General features: G+C 59.4%; 18 protein-coding genes and 1 pseudogene. 14 read left to right on the top strand and 5 right to left on the bottom strand.

The window, feature by feature from the left end; genetic code table 11:
* Positions 1-28 precede the first annotated feature (28 nt).
* Positions 29-439 carry an ACT domain-containing protein gene (locus F8B91_RS05135; RefSeq protein WP_348641718.1) on the top strand — a complete coding sequence of 137 codons (411 nt, stop codon included), beginning with the start codon at positions 29-31 and terminating at the stop codon, positions 437-439.
* Here F8B91_RS05135 and F8B91_RS05130 read toward each other — a convergent pair.
* On the bottom strand, positions 429-1166 hold the full coding sequence (locus tag F8B91_RS05130; protein WP_196502621.1) for a sulfite exporter TauE/SafE family protein: 738 nt from the start codon (positions 1164-1166) through the stop codon (positions 429-431). The two genes, F8B91_RS05135 and F8B91_RS05130, sit on opposite strands and share 11 nt — an antisense overlap.
* 158 nt (positions 1167-1324) lie before the next feature.
* On the opposite strand from F8B91_RS05130, the gene F8B91_RS05125 reads away from it, so the two are divergent.
* On the top strand, positions 1325-3157 hold the full coding sequence (locus F8B91_RS05125; protein WP_196502620.1) for an ABC transporter ATP-binding protein: 1833 nt from the start codon (positions 1325-1327) through the stop codon (positions 3155-3157).
* On the opposite strand, the gene trmFO is transcribed toward F8B91_RS05125, so the two are convergent.
* Positions 3154-4539 (bottom strand): methylenetetrahydrofolate--tRNA-(uracil(54)-C(5))-methyltransferase (FADH(2)-oxidizing) TrmFO, encoded by a 1386-nt coding sequence (trmFO, locus tag F8B91_RS05120; RefSeq protein ID WP_196502619.1) that lies wholly within the window; start codon positions 4537-4539, stop codon positions 3154-3156. The genes F8B91_RS05125 and trmFO overlap by 4 nt on opposite strands.
* 27 nt (positions 4540-4566) lie before the next feature.
* On the opposite strand from trmFO, the gene F8B91_RS05115 reads away from it, so the two are divergent.
* The 5 genes from F8B91_RS05115 to F8B91_RS05095 are packed head-to-tail and all read left to right on the top strand — an operon-like array spanning position 4567 to position 8729.
* Entirely contained in the window at positions 4567-5622 is a 1056-nt protein-coding gene (locus tag F8B91_RS05115; protein ID WP_246714966.1) for a magnesium transporter CorA family protein, read from the top strand.
* On the top strand, positions 5622-5999 hold the full coding sequence (crcB, locus tag F8B91_RS05110; protein ID WP_196502618.1) for a fluoride efflux transporter CrcB: 378 nt from the start codon (positions 5622-5624) through the stop codon (positions 5997-5999). The genes F8B91_RS05115 and crcB overlap by 1 nt, the downstream gene beginning before the upstream one ends.
* Entirely contained in the window at positions 5996-6973 is a 978-nt protein-coding gene (locus F8B91_RS05105) for an RluA family pseudouridine synthase (protein WP_196502617.1), read from the top strand. Before crcB ends, F8B91_RS05105 begins: the two co-directional genes overlap by 4 nt.
* The gene (locus F8B91_RS05100) at positions 6966-7718 is read left to right on the top strand and encodes an ATP12 family chaperone protein (RefSeq protein WP_196502616.1); all 753 of its coding nucleotides are present in this window, start codon (positions 6966-6968) and stop codon (positions 7716-7718) included. Before F8B91_RS05105 ends, F8B91_RS05100 begins: the two co-directional genes overlap by 8 nt.
* A 48-nt stretch (positions 7719-7766) precedes the next feature.
* Positions 7767-8729 (top strand): prohibitin family protein, encoded by a 963-nt coding sequence (locus F8B91_RS05095; RefSeq protein ID WP_246714965.1) that lies wholly within the window; start codon positions 7767-7769, stop codon positions 8727-8729.
* Between the two features lie 18 nt (positions 8730-8747).
* Here the strand turns inward: F8B91_RS05095 and rimO are convergent, their stop codons facing one another.
* Entirely contained in the window at positions 8748-10085 is a 1338-nt protein-coding gene (rimO, locus tag F8B91_RS05090; protein WP_196502615.1) for a 30S ribosomal protein S12 methylthiotransferase RimO, read from the bottom strand.
* A gap of 107 nt (positions 10086-10192) precedes the next feature.
* Between rimO and F8B91_RS05085 the strand changes: the two genes are divergently transcribed.
* A complete protein-coding gene (locus F8B91_RS05085) occupies positions 10193-11410 on the top strand; it encodes a hypothetical protein (protein ID WP_196502614.1) in 1218 nt (405 codons plus the stop codon).
* 39 nt (positions 11411-11449) lie between these two features.
* Here F8B91_RS05085 and gstA read toward each other — a convergent pair whose 3' ends face one another.
* Both gstA and lipB read right to left on the bottom strand, forming a co-directional pair.
* Positions 11450-12058 carry a glutathione transferase GstA gene (gene gstA, locus F8B91_RS05080; RefSeq protein WP_196502613.1) on the bottom strand — a complete coding sequence of 203 codons (609 nt, stop codon included), beginning with the start codon at positions 12056-12058 and terminating at the stop codon, positions 11450-11452.
* Positions 12059-12111: 53 nt separating this feature from the next.
* A complete protein-coding gene (gene lipB / locus F8B91_RS05075) occupies positions 12112-12804 on the bottom strand; it encodes a lipoyl(octanoyl) transferase LipB (RefSeq protein WP_246714964.1) in 693 nt (230 codons plus the stop codon).
* 49 nt (positions 12805-12853) lie between these two features.
* Here lipB and F8B91_RS05070 point away from each other — a divergent pair, with 49 nt between their 5' ends.
* The 6 genes and pseudogenes from F8B91_RS05070 (at position 12854) to tsf (ending at position 19105) form a co-directional block, all read left to right on the top strand.
* A complete protein-coding gene (locus F8B91_RS05070; RefSeq protein WP_196502612.1) occupies positions 12854-13237 on the top strand; it encodes a cupin domain-containing protein in 384 nt (127 codons plus the stop codon).
* The gene (locus F8B91_RS05065) at positions 13234-16314 is read left to right on the top strand and encodes a DUF2339 domain-containing protein (protein WP_196502611.1); all 3081 of its coding nucleotides are present in this window, start codon (positions 13234-13236) and stop codon (positions 16312-16314) included. The genes F8B91_RS05070 and F8B91_RS05065 overlap by 4 nt, the downstream gene beginning before the upstream one ends.
* On the top strand, positions 16304-16960 hold the full coding sequence (locus F8B91_RS05060; protein ID WP_196502610.1) for a class I SAM-dependent methyltransferase: 657 nt from the start codon (positions 16304-16306) through the stop codon (positions 16958-16960). Before F8B91_RS05065 ends, F8B91_RS05060 begins: the two co-directional genes overlap by 11 nt.
* 36 nt (positions 16961-16996) lie before the next feature.
* Positions 16997-17188 carry a hypothetical protein gene (locus F8B91_RS05055; protein ID WP_196502609.1) on the top strand — a complete coding sequence of 64 codons (192 nt, stop codon included), beginning with the start codon at positions 16997-16999 and terminating at the stop codon, positions 17186-17188.
* Between the two features lie 172 nt (positions 17189-17360).
* Positions 17361-18107 (top strand): annotated as a pseudogene (gene rpsB, locus F8B91_RS05050) (30S ribosomal protein S2); the annotation flags it as partial.
* A 68-nt stretch (positions 18108-18175) separates the two neighbouring features.
* Positions 18176-19105: a translation elongation factor Ts gene (gene tsf / locus F8B91_RS05045; RefSeq protein ID WP_196502607.1), complete on the top strand. Its 930-nt coding sequence runs from the start codon at positions 18176-18178 to the stop codon at positions 19103-19105.
* Positions 19106-19112: the final 7 nt, after the last annotated feature.

Here is a 19112-nt window from a genome sequence, read left to right as displayed (position 1 = left end):
ATCCGGGCCTTTTTCTTTGGAGGCCTATGTGAGCGACCCTGTTTCTGATCTGTCTCAGCTTCTCGCCACCATGAAGCCGGAGCTGAATCCGCGCCCCGTCGCCTTCTTGAGTTTTCCCGACGGCAAGAATCCGATAGCGCCCGAGCATACCATCTCAACTTTCGCCGAAGCAGAGGGGTTGACCGTTGTGGCCGACTTGGCGGAAGCGGAAAAATTGGGTGCGAAAATCTGGATGCGCGCCGCCTGGATCACTCTCACTGTGCATTCCGATTTGGCGGCAGTCGGCCTCACAGCCGCCTTCAGCAAAGCGCTAACCGATGTGGGCATCAGCGCCAATGTGATGGCCGGGGCCTATCACGATCACATCTTTGTCGGTCTGGACGATGCAGAACGCGCCATGCAGGCAATTCAGCAATTGCAGCAGCGCTCTAGACGTTAAGCGCCAGAACAGCCTTCACGCCGATGATCACGGCCATGATCGCCAGCAGGATGAGAACCACCTTGCGGAATTTCTCCTCGCTCACGCCCTTGAAGCTGCGCGCCCCGGTCCACACACCGAACAGCATTGCGGGCAAATAGAACGCGGCGCGCATCACCACGTCCCAATTCAGCAAGCCCTCGTGATACTGGTTGGCCAACCCGATCGTATCGGTGGCCAGGAAGAAGGCCACAATCGAAGCGCGCCCCGCCGCAGCGCCCGCAGGCGAGGAAAAATAGAACAGGATCAGCGGCGGCCCGGCAATGCCGAAGGCCCCGTTGGAAAGCCCGCAAGCCGCACCCACCGCCGTCGATCCCGCGATGCCGGGGATGTTCTTGAGAGAAAAACCCCAGCCCAGAATGGCCGTGGAAACCAGCACGAAAATCGCCAAGGCCAGCTGCATCGGGGCAGGTGAAATATGGGCGAGGCACCACACGCCCAAAGGCGTGGCAATCAGGCAGCCCAAGGTGAGCGGTGCCAGCGAGCGCCAGTGGATGTCCTTCCAGATCGAGGGCAGGAGGTTGATCGACGCCACCAGCTCCAGCATGAAGATCGAAGGCACAATGTCTGCCGGTGCATAGATCAGCGACAATCCGGTGATCGCGAGCAGCGACAGGCCGAAGCCCGAAAAGCCGCGCACGATGGAGGCGATGAAGACGATGAGCACGGCGATCGCGAGTTGCAGCATGGCACCAAGCTAGGCCACGCCTGCGGGCGGGCATAGGTGCAGTTCAAGCCAAAACCGTTGGCCATCTGCCCCTCGCTGGCCACATTCCAGACCTAACCAATTGTCACTGGTCAGCGGCTTGCCGCCGCCTCACACTCAAGCCAGACCAAGAATCTGTCATGCTGCATTTCATCGAAAACATCATCAGGCCCACGGCGCGTGGGACGCCGGGCGAACCGCCCGCGGGCCTCTTCAACTTCTACTGGTTCTTCGTGCGCCAGGCGAAATTGCCCTTTATCGCGCTATTCGTTTCGAGCTGCCTGGTGGCGATTGTCGATGCCGGGGTGCCGGTCTTCATGGGGCGCTTGGTCAAAGCCGTGACAACCAGCACACCTCAAACGCTTTTTGAATCCGGTCGCCCGTTGATTTTCGGACTCCTAGCCTTGGTGCTGATCATTCGCCCCATCGTGATGTCGATCCAGAGCGTGATCCTGAACCAGGCTATCGCCCCCGGCATGACCAATATGGTGCGCTGGCAAAGCCATTGGCATGTGGTGCGCCAAACCTTGAGCTTCTTCCAGAATGACTTTGCCGGGCGCATTGGATCGCGCGTGCTGGAAATCGGCCACACGCTCCGCGGCTCCGTCGTCTCGATGATCTCGGTGGTTTGGTATCTGGCCGCGCTGGGCATCACCACATCCTTTTTCCTCGCCGCCGCCAGCGGCCTGCTGGTGCTGCCGGTGGCCATCTGGACGGTGGCTTATGTCGGCTTTCTCGCCTTGACCGTGCCGAAGATCGGGCAGGGCTCGCGCCACATTGCCTATGCCCGCTCCGACATGGTGGGCCGCATCGTGGACAGTTATACCAATATCCTCACCGTCAAACTCTTCGCCCGCCCGGAAGAAGAAGATGACTTCGTGCGCCAATCGGTTGATGTCCATACTGGCCGCATGATCCGCCATCACCGCTGGCTTTCGGTCTTCAGTATTGGGCTTTCGATCCTATCGGGCGCGCTGATCGCCGGCACCACATTGATGGCGCTGCATCTCTGGCAAGTAGGCACCATCGGGCTTGATATGGTTGCCATGGTGCTGCCGATGACGCTGCAGATCTCCGCCACGTCATCGCGCGTGGCGCAGGAAGTGACCACCATTTTCGAACAGGTGGGCACCGTGCATGAAAGCATGGAAACCATCGCCAAGCCGATCCTGCTGACCGACAGGCCGGATGCCAACCGGCTGAAGGTCACCAAGGGCGACATCAATTTCGATCACATCTCATTCCACTATGGCCGCAAAGGCGGCATCATCGAAGACCTGTCGCTGCATATCCGCCCCGGCGAACGCATCGGACTTGTCGGGCGCTCAGGCGCAGGCAAATCAACCCTCGTCAACTTGCTGCTGCGCTTCTACGAGCTGGAGCAGGGCCGCATCACCATTGATGGGCAGGACGTGGCCCAGCTCACCCAGGCCAGTATCCGCCAGCATGTTTCGGTGGTCACGCAAGATACCTCGCTGTTGCACCGCTCGTTGCATGACAACATCGCCTATGGCCGCCGTTCCGCCACCCGTGCCGAAGTGACCGCCGCTGCCAAACAGGCGCACGCTCTGCAATTTATTGACCACCTGACCGACTGGAAAGGCCGCAAGGGTTTTGAGGCCCATGTCGGCGAGCGCGGCGTGAAGCTGTCAGGCGGCCAGCGCCAGCGCATCGCCATTGCCCGCGTGATCCTGAAGAACGCACCGATCCTCATTCTGGACGAGGCAACATCCGCCCTCGACTCCGAAGTGGAAGCTGCGATCCAAACCAGCCTCGAAGACCTGATGGAAGGCCGCACGGTCATCGCCATTGCGCACCGCCTGTCCACGATTGCTGCCATGGACAGACTGGTCGTGCTGGACCAAGGCCGCATCGTCGAGTCGGGGACGCATGATGAACTGCTGAAGCGAGGCGGCCACTATGCCGCCCTCTGGAACCGCCAGTCCGGCGGTTTCCTCGGTGAGGCGGCCTAAGCGTTCGAAGCCAGCCAGTTTCTGAAATCACCCATCGCCCGGCTCGTATAGGCGTGCTTGCGCGCCACGCCCTTGTCGGCATAGCTCATCTTCTTGCCCGGCTCGCGCTTCACCTCCGGCGGCGGCATCAGGCCGAAATTGATGTTCATCGGCTGGAAGCTGGCGCGGGATTCAGTGGTGGCAATATGCCCGCCAGTGATGTGATTGATCAGCGCCCCATGCGCGGTCGTGGCCGGCGGCGGCGTGAAGCCTTTGCCTTGCGCCTGCGCTGCAGCCATCCGCCCCGCCATCAGCCCCATCGCCGCACTTTCCACATAGCCTTCAACGCCGGTGATCTGCCCCGCAAAGCGTAAACGTGGTTCAAGCTTCAGGCGAAGTTGATCATCTAAAAGTTTGGGAGAATTAAGAAAAGTGTTCCGATGCAAACCGCCCAACCGGGCGAATTCCGCATTCTCCAACCCTGGAATGGTTTTGAAAACCTCGACCTGCTGGGCATATTTCAGTTTCGTCTGAAAGCCGACAATATTGTACAACGTGCCCAAAGCATTATCCTGCCGTAGCTGTACCACCGCATGGGCTTTCACATCGGGCTGATGCGCATTGGTCAGGCCCATCGGCTTCATCGGCCCGTGACGCAGCGTTTCCGGGCCGCGATCCGCCATCACTTCAATCGGCAAGCAACCATCGAAATACGGCGTGTTCTTTTCGAATTCGCGGAAATCGGTCTTCTCGCCCGCGATGAGCGCAGCGACAAAGGCTTCATACTGCGCCTTGTCCATCGGGCAGTTGATATAGTCCTTGCCATTGCCGCCCGGGCCCACCTTGTCATAGCGCGACTGGAACCAGGCTTTGCCCATGTCGATGCTCTCGCGATACACAATTGGCGCGATCGCATCGAAAAACGCCAGGCCTTCTTCGCCCGTCAAATTGCCAATCGCTTTGGCCAACCGTTCGGAAGTCAGCGGCCCAGTGGCGATGATCACATTGTCCCAATCGGCAGGTGGAATGGTCTCCACCTCGCCGCGTTCCACGGTAATGTTCGGGTGGGCTGAAATCTTTGCAGTCACCGCTTCGGAGAACCCATCCCGGTCCACCGCCAAAGCACCACCGGCCGGCACCTTGTGCTGCTCGGCAATCGCCATGATCAGCGAGCCCGCCATTCGCATTTCCTCATGCAGCAGGCCTACGGCATTATTGTCCTTATCGTCGGAGCGGAATGAGTTCGAGCAGACCAGCTCGGCAAAGCCATCGGTCTTGTGAACGTCGGTTTTGGTCAGTCCGCGCATTTCGTGGAGCACCACTTTTGCGCCTGCCTCGGCTGCTTGCCATGCGGCTTCCGATCCGGCCATTCCGGCCCCGATGATATGGATAGATTTTAACATGGAAGCTCCTTGCCCCAAGCTAGGGCCATGGATCAAGGCCCTTGCGATTCACCCCAGATGGGGCTTTATGAAATCATGCTGAACGCCTACGGAATTACAGATGATTGCCTCGTCGGCCACCCGGCCGAAGTGAGCGATCTTGTCCTGAAAAAATCCGTCTGGATTGACCTGGTCTCACCCACCCCGGCTGAAGAAGCCAAGGTTGAAAGCGTGCTCAGCCTTGATATTCCAACCCGTGGTGAATTGGCCGAGATCGAAGCGTCCAGCCGACTTTACCAAGAAGACGGCGCCACTTTCATGACCGCCAACCTGATCCGCCGTGGCGAGGATGACCGGCCCGAATCTTCCCCCGTTACTTTCGTGCTCACCGGTCGGCAGATCGTCACCATCCGCTATCACCATCCGCAGGCCTTTCCTCAGTATGTAAAACAGGCGATGCGCCATGCCAATGGCAGCGAGGCCTGGGGCATCTTCATCAGCCTGATTGAAGCGGTGGTGGACCGCGCCGCCGACCATCTGGAGCGCGTGGGCCTGATCGTGGATGAAACCTCAAAGCATGTCTTCGCCACATCGTTCCTGCGCAGGCCCGATGCCAAGCGCAAGCGGCGCACGCGCCCCAAGAACCTGGAAGAGATGCTGGGCAAAGTGGGCGAGGAGGGCGACTTCACCTCGAAGATGCGCGAAAGTCTGCTTTCAATCTCGCGCATGATGGCCTTTGCGCAGGCCGTGGTGGATCATCAACCGGCCAGCAAACCCAAGCGCGAGCTGCTTGCTCGCATCAAGGTTGTCCAGCGCGATATCATTTCGCTGACCGACCATTCGGGCTTTCTGACCGCCAAAATTTCGTTCCTGCTCGACGCCGTACTCGGCATGATTTCGATTGAGCAAAACAACATCATCAAGATTTTCACTGTGGCGTCGGTGGCCTTCTTGCCGCCCACGCTGGTGGCATCCGTGTACGGAATGAATTTCAAGGCGATGCCTGAGCTGGATTGGGAATGGGGTTATCCCTTTGCCGTGGTGTTCATGATCGCTTCAGCCTTGCTGCCCATCGCCTATTTCAAGCGCAAGGGCTGGTTCTGATGAATGCGGTGCTGGTTTTTGTGGGCGGCGGGCTGGGCGCCGCGCTGCGCTATGGCATGAACATTGGCATCGGCCGCGCCAATCCGACGGAGTTTCCTTTGCACACCCTGCTGATCAATATCAGCGGCTGCTTTGTGATGGGCTTCCTCACTGCCTTGATGGCGCTGAAGCTTAACATCTCCAACGAAATGCGGCTGTTCCTCACCACCGGAATTCTCGGCGGCTTCACCACCTTCTCGGCTTTCGCATTGGACTTTGCCGTGCTGTTTGAGCGCCGCGATTTCACCGGCGCTGCGCTTTACGCCGCGGCCTCCGTCATCATTTCCATCCTGGCCTGCTTTGCCGGTCTTGCGCTGGCCCGAGCCATCGCCGCATGAGTGAGGTAAAACGCCACGAAGTCTCTGCCGACGAGGATGGCATGCGGCTTGACCGCTGGTTCAAGGTTCATTTTCCGCAAGTCACTTTTGCCTATCTCAATAAGCTTACGCGCACTGGCCAGGTGCGCGTCGGCACGGGGAGGGTCAAGAACAACCACCGCCTCGCCAAGGGCGATGAAATCCGCGTGCCACCGCTGGCCTTTGACCGTCGCCCCGCCGATGCGCCCAAGGAAGACGTGCCGCCGCTTACTGCCAAAGAGCGGGCGCTGTTTGCTTCGATGGTCCTGCATGAGGACCAGGATATTTTCATCCTCAATAAGCCGTCTGGCTTCGCTGTGCAGGGCGGCACCAAAACGAGTATCCACCTCGATGGCTTGCTGATGGGATTGGGCGTCGAACTGGGCGAGCGACCTCTGCTCGTGCACCGGCTGGACCGCGACACATCCGGCGTGATCGTCATTGCCAAGCGCCGCGCCGTGGCGGCATCGCTGGGCAAGCTGTTCGCCAGCCGCAATGTGAAGAAGACCTATTGGGCCGTGGTCAAAGGCACTCCTGATCCCGCACAGGGTAAGATCGACGTGGCCTTGATCAAGGCACGCAGCGAAGACGGCGACCGCATGCGCGCCTCACGCGAGGGCGAGGAAGATGACGAGCAACGCGCCATCACTTTCTACAACACGTTGGAAAAATCCGGCAAGGCCGCGAGCTGGGTTTCGCTGAAGCCGCAAACCGGGAGACAGCACCAGCTGCGCGCCCATATGCATCACATCGGCACACCCATTCTGGGTGACAATAAATATGGCGGCGATGAAGGCCTGTCCGAAGGCATTGCCAACCGTTTGCATCTGCACGCCCGCCGCCTGCAATTCCCGCATCCACGCGGCGGCCAGATTGATGTGACCGCCCCGATGCCAGACCATATGCTCCACACCTTCGAAGCCCTGGGCTTTAACGCGGAGCGTTTTGATGACTGACGAGACCGAAGATCAGCGCTGGGAACGCCTGAGCCAGGACAAGGTGGACCGGCCCTTGCCGCGCCGTTTCTACAAGGACGTGGCCGTGGGCGAGGGTAACAAGATCCTGCTCGATGGCCGCGCCGTCAAAACACCTTTGAAGGCCGCCTTCTCGCTGCCCACTCATCCACTTGCCGAAGCGGTGGCCGACGAATGGCGCGCGCAAGAGAAGTTGATCAACCCCGCTCTAATGCCACTCACCAAACTGGCCAACACGGCCATCGACCGGGCAGGGCCGGAGCGCGCTCATGTGGCAGGAGAGGTCGTAGGCTTCGCCGGTTCAGATCTGGTCTTCTACCGCGCCGATGCGCCGGAAAAGCTGGTGGCGCTGCAAGCCGCCGCCTGGGACCCCATTCTGGATTGGGCCAAGCAGGCTCTGGATGCCCGCTTCCTGGGTGCCAGTGGCATCATCTATGTGAAACAGCCGGAAGCCGCCTTGCGGGCCGTTGAAGCGCATATTGCGGGCCTCGATGCGTTCAAACTCACCGCCGTCCACAACCTCACAACGCTCACAGGCTCGGCCTTGCTGGCTCTGATGATCCATTCAGGCGCCATCGACTCTGCCTCCGGCTGGGCCGCAGCCCATGTGGATGAGGACTACCAGATCAGCACCTGGGGCGAAGACCATGAAGCCGCCCGCCGCCGCGCCAACCGCAAGGCGGATTTTGAGGGCACAGTAAAATTCCTGTCCCTGTTGAAAAACTGACAGCCCGTACCCATGTATTACAAAATGTTTACAAACCAGGGGAAATGAATGTCCGACATTTGGTCCAAGAATAACAATAACCGCACGCCGCAACCGCCGCTGCCGTTTTCACCCGGCATCATGCGCTCCGGCGTGGCCGTTATTGTAATTCTGATTGCAGGCGTTCTCGCGCTGATGAACTCATGGTACACGGTGGACCAGGGCGACCGGGGCATTCTCCTGACCAATGGTGCGCTGAGCACCGTCACCGGCCCCGGCCTGCATTTCAAGGTGCCGTTTCTGCAGCGCGTCGAAAAGATCAGCCTGCGCCAGCAGGTGGTCCGTTGGGGCAGTGACCAGGAAAATGGTGGCGGCCTTCCGGTCATGCAGGGTTACTCCCGTGACCAGCAGCCGGCCGATATGCGTGTCACCGTGAACTTCCATGTGCCGGAGAGCGAAGTCGCCAATGTCTATGCGAACTATGGATCGCTTGAAGCTCTGGCCGACCGTGTGATCGCCAGAAAGGCACCCCAGGAAATCAAGACCGTCTTTGGCCAGTATGATGCCGTGTCCGTCATTCAGAACCGCGCCAAATTCAACAAGGATGTGTCTGACGCCATTTCCAAGGTGACCGATGGCCCGGTGATGATCGACAGCGTGCAGGTCGAGAACATCAACTTCTCCAGCGCCTATGAACAAGCCGTCGAGGCGCGCATGACCGCGCAGGTTGAAGTCCAGAAGCAGGAACAGAACCTGCAGCAGGAAAAGATCAAGGCCGATATCGCCGTCACCCAGGCCCAGGGCCGCGCCAGCAGCGTGAAGGCCGAGGCTGATGCCTCCGCTTACAAGACCAAGATCGAAGGCGAAGCCACGGCCGATGCCATCCGCTTGCGTGCCGCGGCTTTGGCCAACAATCCGCTGCTGGTGGATTTGACCAAGGCCGAACGCTGGAACGGCGAATTACCCACCACCATGGTGCCCGGCTCAGCCACGCCGTTCATCGACGTGACGCCCACCGTAAAAGCACCCTGATAATGTAAGTGAGCGGGCTCAGACCCGCTCACCCACCAGATCATATTCTTCGGCCTCGGTAATCCGTACGCGGACCATATCACCGGGCTTCAGGTCGGTGGCGCCGGGGATGAAGACATTGCCGTCAATCTCCGGCGCATCCCATTGCGAGCGTGCGACCGCCTCATCATTCTCAGTATCAATGCCGTCGACCAGCACGTCGATCTCGCGGCCCACTTTCGAGGCCAGGATTTCTTCTGAAATCTGCTGCTGGTTTTCCATGAAGCGCGCATAGCGCTCGGCCTTCACTTCGTCTGGCACTTGCGGCAAGCCAAGGTCATTGGCTTTTGCACCAGACACGGGCTCATATTTGAAGCAGCCCACGCGCTCCAGACGCGCTTCCTTCTGCCATTGCAGCAGATATTCGAAATCCTCATCTGTCTCGCCGGGAAAGCCCACGATGAAAGTGGAACGCACAGCGAGGTCCGGACAGATGCCGCGCCACTTGGCCAGGCGCTCCAGCACCTTTTCCTGGTTCGCCGGGCGGCGCATGTTCTTGAGAACTTGCGGGCTGGCATGCTGGAACGGGATGTCGAGATAGGGAAGGATCTTGCCCTCCGCCATCAGCGGGATCACATCATCCACATGTGGGTAGGGGTAAACATAATGCAGGCGCACCCAAGCGCCGAGATCGCCCAATTCCTTGCACATGTCGTAGAACTTGGCGCGCAGCTCGCGGCCCTTGAACTTCGACGTGGCATATTTGATGTCCACGCCATAGGCGGACGTGTCCTGCGAAATGACCAGCAGCTCCTTCACGCCGGCCTTCACCAAACGCTCCGCCTCGTACATCACCGCCGCCATCGGGCGTGACACGAGATCACCACGGATTGCCGGAATGATGCAGAAGGAACAGCGGTTGTTGCAGCCCTCGGAAATCTTCAGATACGAATAGTGACGGGGTGTGAGATGCAGGCCCTGCGGTGGAACCAGATCGAATTTCGGGTCATGCACCGGCGGCAAGGCGGCATGCACCGCCTCCACCACTTGCTCATACTGATGCGGGCCGGTGACGGCGAGCACGCCGGGATGCGTGGCGTTGATCACATCCTTCTCGACGCCATAGCAGCCGGTCACGATCACGCGGCCATTTTCTTCCATCGCTTCGCCGATGGCGGCGAGGCTTTCGGCCTTGGCGCTGTCAAGAAAGCCGCAGGTATTGACGATCACCACATCGGCATCATCATAGCCGGGCGCAATCGTATAGCCTTCGGCGCGCAGCTGGGTGAGAATGCGTTCGCTGTCGACCAGATTTTTCGGGCAGCCGAGCTGCACCAGGCCCACCTTGGGGTTATGGGCTTTCAAAGGAGCGTTCATGGGCCGGGGTTTAGACGCTTTGTCTCTGGGGGGCAAATTCGCTGTGTGCCTTGCACCCGGCACAATTCTAGACAAAGTTAAAGGCTGGGGGATTGCGAGGCAGATTGATGAAATGGTTTAAAATCCTTCTGGCAATGGCAGCACTTGTCATCTGCGGCGCCGCTTCGGCGGAAAACCTCAAACTCAGTGGCAAACAGCGATGGCTGGCCATTGCCTCCAGCCAGGACAAGGACGTGGCCATTGGCATTGCCCGCGTGCAAGCAGGCCAGAAGGGCGTGCGCGTCGTATCCTCCAATAGTGGATATTATGGCGTCATTTCTGGGCCTTATAACGTAAACTCAATCTCCAATCTGAAGAAGAATGATCCGGACCAGGTCTTTACCAGCCTTCCGTCAGATGCGTTGCTCTCGCAGGGAGCCAACTATATTGAAACCGTCTGGCAGCGGCCGGCAGACGGCAAGGTCGAGTTTAAGCCCTACACCCTCAAGAAGCCGCTCGCGCTCTCTTCGGATACGGTCAAGGCTCGGGTCTATGTCTCAAAGGACAGCAAGGACAGCGCGCATACCGTGATTGAGGGCCATGATGCCGAGGGCGATTTCCGCGTCGATATTGGCAAGGATGCATCCGACGATGCGAGCCTGGGGCCGGACGAGTTCGATAATCCAGATTTCTTCACGGCGGCCCTGGTGGATAATCTTGCCGGGCCCGAAGGTCAGGTCGTCATCGTCAAGAATTTTACCGGCGGGGCGCATTGCTGCACCTTGACCTATTTCGCCACCCGCATTGACCAGGACAAGAACTGGTCACTGGTGAGTGCCGATGGCCAAGACGGTGAAGGCTTCAGCTACGAAGACGTCAACAACGACGACTCACTGGAAGTGATTGGCGTGGATAACGCGTTTCTCTATGCCTTCGATTGTTATGCCTGTTCCTATGCGCCGGTGAAGATTTACGAAGTCTATGATGGCGCGCTGAAGGATTTGAGCGGCGATGCCGACATGCGCCCGCGCCTTGTTCAGGATCTGGCGGCGATGGAATTTCAGGCCAAGCTGAATGCTGATTTGTGGAAAGGCAATGGCTTCCTCGCCGCCTGGGTTGCCGCCAAGATCAGGCTGGGGCAGGGCGATGAAGCGTGGGGCAAGTTCCTGAAAAACTATGACACGGAAAGTACCTTCGGTCCGCAAACCTGCACCACGGGTGCAAGGGTTGAGGATTGCCCAGAGGATAAATTGCAGGCCATTCCCATCCCCAAGGCACTGGCGCAATTCCTGAAGGACAATGGCTACGAGCCGTTGCCCAAGGCCGCGGAGGCCGAACTGCAATAGCAAGGCACGGAAGCTCAAGCCCCGTGCCCTGCCGTGGGATTACTTCGCTGCAGCTTCCGCCGCGAGTGTCTTCTTCACCGAAGGGCGCTTGGCCATGTCGGCCATGAAGCGCTGGATATTGGCAAAGGGTGTGAGATCAACGCCCAAGCCGGGGCTCCAGTTCAGCACGGTGAAGGCATAGGCATCAGCCACACCGAAACTCTTGCCGGAGACGAATTTTTGCTTGGCAAGTAGATCATTGAGCCAAGTGAGGCGCAAAGCGACGCGCTGGCGCAGCGCATCCTTGCCCTCGGCCGGAACGCCGGGATTGAACAGTGGGCTATAGCCCTTGTGCAGTTCTGACGACACGAAGTTCAGCATTTCCATGGCGTGGTAGCGCGCCTTGGTGCCGGCCTTCGGCAGCAGCTTCGTGGCCTTTGCCTTGTCGGCCAGATATTGCAGGATGGTGCCGACTTCGGTCAGCACTTCGCCCTTCTTCATTTCGATGGCGGGCACATAGCCCTTGGCATTGATCTTGCGGTAGTCCTTCCCGCTGGCGGTCTTTTTCTCGCGCAGATCGACCTTTTCGATCTCGAACTTCTTGCCCAGTTCATTGAGCAGAATATGCGGCGCCATCGAGCAGGCACCGGGTGAGAAATAAAGCTTCATCGAATCCTCCTGGTTAGGGCGCGCAACCTACCAGCGGGGTTTCTGGGTGCAAGTTACTGTTGGGAAATCGGCCCGAAAATCGGCACAAATGTCCGGCGCAATGCGGCATCCACATCGGCCAGCGTGACGTTGACGCCCAGCGCGGCAAGGCTGGTCACCCCATGTTCGGAAACACCACAGGGCACGATGCCGGAAAAGTGGTTGAGATCGGGAGACACATTCAGGCTGATGCCATGAAAGGTCACACCGCGCCGCACGCGAATGCCCAAAGCTGCGATCTTGTCTTCCCCACCATCATGGCGCACCCAGATGCCGACGCGATCTTCGCGCCGCTCGCCCTGCACGCCAAACTCCGCGAGGGTGGCCATGATCCAGTTTTCCAGCGCTGCCACGAAGGCGCGCACATCGCCGCCGCGCTTGGCCAGATTCAGCATCACATAGGCCACGCGCTGGCCCGGGCCATGATAGGTATATTGCCCGCCACGCCCGGCATCGAAAACCGGGAAACGGTTGGGCTCCACCAGGTCCTCAATTTTGGCGCTGGTGCCAGCGGTATAAAGGGCAGGGTGCTCCAGCAGCCAGACGCGTTCAGGTTCGGACCCGGCGGCAATCCCCGCAGCAACCGATTCCATCCGCGCCAGGGCATCGGGATAGGCCGTCAACCCCGCGCTCGCCTCCCATGCCACCGGGTCGGCATGGGAAATTTTGACTTCAATTTCGTTGCGGGCAAGCATCACGAGAGACATAGGCAAGCCATTGCTTTTTTGCAATGATACGCGAAATGGGGAGACGGCGATGAAGGAATGCAAGGTGATCCGCGGCGGTGAAGGTTTTCACGGCAAGCAGGGCCTCGACTATTTCAGCGGCGTCTCCGCCGAGAGTTCAAATTCAACCGGCATCTGCATGCACATGCTGGTGATCCCACCCGGCGCCAAGGCCAAGCCGCATTATCACGAGAACCATGAAACCGCGATCTACCAGATGGAGGGCGTGACCGAGTTTCACCACGGCCCCAATCTGGAATTTACCTCGCGGGTGGAGGCGGGCGATTATGTCTATATCCCTGCCGGCGTGCCGCACCAGCCCTACAATCCCGGTGACAAGCCGGCCAAAGCGCTGATTGCCCGCACCGATCCCAATGAGCAGGAGAGTGTGGTGTTGATCGGAGCTGCCTCATGACATACCTGCTTGTTCTGGCCGCACTGGTCGTTGCCGTCATCGCCCTGCGCCAGGTGGGAGACCTGAAATTCCGGCTCAGCCAGATTGAAACCAAGCTGGAAGAATTGCTGGCCTTGCGCGAGAAACTTGAAACTCCAAAGAATGCCGCTTCACCTGCTAAAGCCGAACCCGTTGCAGCACCGACTTCCGTCAAGGCGCCTGCCGAGCCGAAGCCGGCCGAGGTAAAGGCGCCCGCGCCAGCGCTTGCTGCCAAGGCGGCTGCAGCGGCCTCAATTGCCAGCGCGCGGCCTGAACCTCTGAAGCCAGCGCTGCCGCCGCCTTCGAAATCGTTCAATATTGAAAACCTGCTGACCACCCGCCTGTTCGTCTGGCTGGGTGCCGCGGCTGTGGCGTTGGCCGGTCTGCTCTTTGTGCGCTACGCTGCGCAGCATAATCTGGTGCCACCCATCGTTCGCATTCTTGTCGGCTTGCTGCTGGGCGGCGTCCTGGTCGCGGTTGGCGAATATGCGCGCCGCTCCATCAAGGATGATAAATCCTATGTCCCGGCTGGCCTGTCTGCCGGTGGTCTCGTCACCGCCTTTGGCTCAGTCTATGCTGCCTATGCGCTTTATGATCTGTTGGGGCCAACAGCGGCCTTCATTGGGCTTGCGCTGGTCGCCTTCGGCGGACTGCTGCTATCGCTGCGGCAAGGGCCGCTGATCGCCGCCGTAGGACTGCTGGGTGCCTATGGCGCGCCAGCCATGGTGGTGTCACCGCACCCTCAGGCACTTGGCTTTTTCATCTACCTCTTTGTGATCCTCGCGGCCTGCTTCGCCATCCTGCGGCAAAGGCCATGGCTTTGGCTGGGCTTCGTGTCGGTGCTCATGTCCTTCCTGTGGTCCATGCTGTGGCTCACCTCGCAAGGCATGGATGAAACTTCAACCTGGGTCATTGGCCTGTTCGCACTGGCGCTGGGCACCATCAGCGTCTTTGCCGTGAATCCTCGCAAGGTTTTCTCGGCAGCTTCCGGCACTATCGAGTCGCTGGACAAGGCGGCACCTGAGCTTGTGCTGGCTTTGGCCGGCATGGCAGCGGGCGCGCTCATCCTCGGCTCCATGCTGCCCATATCGCTATTCGCACTGAAGGCCGTGATCCTGTTCGGCATCGGCATGGCGGGAGTCTCTGCCTTCGGCTGGTTCAAACAGGGCAAAAGCCATGCTGCTTTGTTTGCCGCCGGCTATACGTTGCTCGTCTTGCGGCTTTGGGTCGCTCCCGAAGTCATGCAGGAAATGGCCGCAACTGTGTGGGGCCAGCAACTGTCTTCCATTGATGCGATGGGCTTCGTCACCGGCCAGATGCCGCGTTATCTGACCGCCGTGTTTGTGGCCCTCGTAGGCTTTTCAGCCTTGGGTGCAGCAGGTTTCCTGCGCAAGTCGGAAACCTTTTCGTGGGCTCTGTTGGCGGCTGCCTCTCCTGTGCTTTACATTTTGCACGGCTGGCTTTGCTCTGATGCCTATCTGTCGGCTCAAAGCTGGGCCTGGATCAGCATCGCTGCCGCAGCGGCCTTGCTCGGCCTTGCTTGGTTGCGACGGGAAGGCGGCACGCCCACCGCGCTGCTCATCGGCGCCTCGGCGATCCTGCTCGTTTTCGCCGCTGACCGCCTGACCCAGAATGTCTGGCTTGTGCTGGTCATCGCGGGCCTCAGCATGGCCTATGTACTGCTGCAACGCCTGTTCGCGTCGCCCGCTGTGGCACGCATTGCCGCCGCACTCGGTGCTGTCGCTTCAATCCTGCTCTTCGCCCGCCACACCTTTGCGCCGGAGACTCTGGATGCGCTGCCCTGGGGCAAGCATTGGGGCCTCTATGGTTATGGGGTGCCCGTGCTGCTGTTCTATGCCGCTTCGCATCTGCTGCGCGCCGACCCAAAGAATTTCAAAGCCCGCGTGAGCTTCGAAGGCTTGAGCCTGGGCCTGGCGATTTCACTCGTCTCAGTCGAATTGCGCGCCCTCATTTCCGGCTACGAGCCCAATGGGGAATTCAATCTGCTGGAATTGGGTTGCCATGTGTCGGCCTGGCTCGGCGCTGCGGTGGGCCTGTGCTACCGCCAGGGCTTCTATTCCAGCCTGATCGCCAAATGGGGTGCACGCGTGCTGCTCGCCATGTCCGGCCTCGCGCTGTTGTTTGGCTGTCTGTGGATCTACAGTCCGTTGTTCAATGCTACGGCCATTGAGGGCGGCCCTGTCTTCAACAGCCTGATCCTGGCCTATCTGCTGCCTGCCGGATTGATCCTGCTGATCGCACGGCGCTTCGAAGCCTTGGAATTGCCGGACCTGCGCGAAGTCTTGCGCGGGGCAGGCCTGTTCATGATCTTTATCTATGTCTCGCTTGCCGTGATGCGCCTGTTTGAAGGCCCGGTCCTCTCGCACAATCCATCCGCGCTGGAATTCTACGTGCTGACGCTGGCCTGGACGGCTCTGGCGGGGCTTTGGGCCGCTGCCTGCTGGAAGTGGCCATCCGATGGCCTGCGTATCGGCGTGCTCGCCTTGGCGGGCCTTTTGGGGCTCTCCTGGCTGCTCGGCAATCTCGCGCGCTACAATCCTGCGATCGACCCGCAAGCCATCGCTGGCGGCACCATCTTCAACGGTCTCTGGCTGGGTTACCTCGCACCCGCTGTGGCAATGGTCGCTGCGGCGCGCGCCCGCCAGCTGGCAAATTGGCCAAAGGTGGGCAAGGAATTGCCGGCCTTCGCGCTGCTCTTCGTCCTGGTGTTCCTCAGTCTCGAACTGAAGCGCATCTTCGAAGGCCCGGTGTTGGGCATCCCCTTCATCTCGGACGCCGAATCCTATGCCATGTCGGCGCTGTGGCTGGTCTTTGCCATTGGTCTTCTGGTTGCGGGCTTCAAACGCAACGACGCGGCCTTGCGCTATGGCGGCCTCGCCGTGATGGTGCTCGCCTTGGCCAAGACCTTTATCTACGACCTCTGGCAATTGGGTGGCCTCTGGCAGATCGCTTCTGTCATGGGCATGGGCCTCACGCTGGTGGGCACCGGCTGGCTCTACACACGTCTGTCGCGCAAGGTTGAAACTGATGGCCACTGAAACCCTGAACCTCACACCAGAGGTCTTCGCCTATTACCGGGGCGTAGCCTATCGCGAACCAGCAGTGCTGGCCGAGTTGCGGGAGGAAACTTCCAAGCTCTCCAACTCCGGCATGCAGATCGCAGCGGAGCAGGGTGCCTTCATGGCCATGCTGGCATCTCTAGTGGCACCCAAGCACGTCCTGGAGATCGGAACCTTCACCGGTTATTCCAGTCTTGCCATGGCGCTCGCTTGTAACGCGAAATTCGTCTGCGCCGATGTGAGCGAAGACTACACCTCCGTCGCCAAGCGTTACTGGGCTAAAGCAGGTGTGGCCGCGCGGATGGACCTGCGCCTGACCGGTGGCACCGCCGTGATCAACGAGCTGCTGGCCGCGGGCAAAGCCGACACATTCGACCTGATGTTCATCGACGCCGATAAATCCTCCTATGATTCCTATTACGAAGGCGGCCTGAAACTTTTGCGCGCGGGCGGCCTGATGATGATCGACAATGTGCTCTGGGGTGGCGATGTCGCTGATCCCATCAAGAAAGACGCCGATACCAACGCCTTGCGCAGCCTGAATGCCAAGATCCAAGCTGATGAAAGAGTTCAGCTTTCAATGGTTCCGATCGGCGATGGCGTGACACTGGCCCGGAAACACTGACTAGGATTCTCTCGAGTCCCGTGCCATATGCCGCTGATGAAATACAATTCTGATGATTTGGAAGTAAAGATCACCTCGCGCGGCGGCTCTGGCAAATCAGCCGTATGGCATTGGAATGTCTGGGTTAAAGGCCCAGGCGGTGCACGTCTGGCTAATGGCGTGGAAACCGGCACCTGGTCCAAGGCCGAAACGGCTGCCGAAATCGCCAAAGCGAAATTTATCGCCTGAAACAGCGGCCTTGCCTTCATTGCACTGCGATGCTAGAGGCGGGCCGTTCAAAACCACATGCGGGTGTTTGGATTGTCTCACGGGCGCAAGCCCCTCATAGAGGCCGTCCTTCCGGTGTTGGCATTCCGCCAATCACACCATCCGCAGAGGATTAACCGGAAAAGGAACTAAAATGGCTGTGAATTTCACAATGCGCCAGCTCTTGGAAGCCGGCGTTCACTTCGGACACCAAACGCATCGCTGGAACCCCAAGATGGGCTCCTACATTTATGGCGTGCGCAATGGCATCCATATCATGGACCTGTCGCAGACAGTTCCGTTGCTCCATCAGGCACTCGAAGCAATCTCTGACACCGTGGCCAAGGGAGGCCGCGTGCTGTTCGTCGGAACCAAGCGTTCTGCTGCTGAGCAGATTGCTGAAAGCGCCAAGCGTTGCGCCCAGTATTACGTGAATGCCCGCTGGCTCGGCGGCACGCTCACCAACTGGAAGACCATTTCGGGTTCGATCAAGGCGCTGCGCCGCATTGACGAAGTGCTGGAAAAGCAGGGCGCTGGTTTCAAGAAGCGCGAAGTCCTCAACATGACCCGCGACAAGAACAAGTTCGAAAAGTCGCTGGGCGGCATCAAGGACATGGGCGGCACGCCCGACCTGCTGTTCGTGATCGACACCAACAAGGAACAGATCGCCATCAAGGAAGCCAATCGTTTGGGCATTCCGGTTGTGGCCATCATCGACACCAATTCGGATCCGGCCGGTGTGACCTTCCCGATCCCTGGCAATGACGACGCGGCCCGTGCCGTGGCGCTCTATTGCGAACTGGTTTCGAAGGCTGTTCTCGAAGGCATCGAAAAGTCGCAGCACGGCTCGCCCGTGGATGCAGGCGCTGCTGAACAGCCCGTCGCCGAAGCTCTGCCAGCTTAATTTCACTAATCATGCTGGGCGTGCATAAGCGCGCCCGGCTTTTCCTTTTTTGAAGAGGTTCAAACATGGCTGAGATCACCGCTGCACTGGTGAAAGACCTGCGCGAAAAAACTGGCGTCGGCATGATGGATTGCAAGGCCGCGCTCACCGCGACCGGCGGCAACATCGAAGAAGCAATTGATTGGCTGCGCGCCAAGGGCCTGGCCAAGGCCGCCAAGAAATCCACCCGCGTGGCCGCTGAAGGCCTCGTTGGCATCTGCGTCAAGGGCACCACGGCTGCTGTCGTTGAAGTGAATTCCGAAACCGACTTCGTGGCGCGTAACGAGAAATTCCAGGCCATGGTGGCCGAGATTTCGAAGCTGGCTTTGGCCGCTGACAGCTCCACTGAAAAGCTGAAGGTCATGCCGTATCCGGGCACGGCGCATTCGGTTGAAACCTTCGTTGCTGAAATGGTCGCCACCATCGGCGAGAACATGACGGTGCGCCGCACGGCAGCTCTCTCGGTGAAGCAGGGCGTCATCGGCTCCTACGTCCACAACCAGGTGGCACCCGGCATGGGCAAGATCGGTGTGCTGGTTGCGCTGGAATCAGCAGGCAAGGCCGAACAGGTGGCTGAATTTGGCCGTCTGCTCTCGATGCACATCGCTGCCACCAACCCCATCGCCATGAACCTTGAATCGATCCCCAAGGATGTGCTGGCGCGCGAAGCTGCTGTTCTCGAAGAAAAGAACGCTGGCAAGCCCGCAAATGTGATGGAAAAGATCGTGGCTTCGGGCCTCAAGACTTATGCCAAGGAAAACTGCCTGCTCGAGCAAGCTTACGTGCATGACGGCGCCAAGACGGTGACGCAGGCCGCAGGCGAAGCCGGCAAGGCTGCGGGTGGCGACATCACCATCACTGGCTATGTGCGCTTCCAGCTGGGTGAAGGCATCGAAAAGGCCGAGGACGATTTCGCTGCCGAAGTCGCCAAGATGTCAGGCACCGAAAAGGCCTGAACGACCA

The organism is Aestuariivirga litoralis, assembly GCF_015714715.1.
Taxonomy (GTDB): Bacteria; Pseudomonadota; Alphaproteobacteria; order Rhizobiales; family Aestuariivirgaceae; genus Aestuariivirga; species Aestuariivirga litoralis_A.
This window is presented reverse-complemented; position numbering and strand designations above follow the sequence as displayed.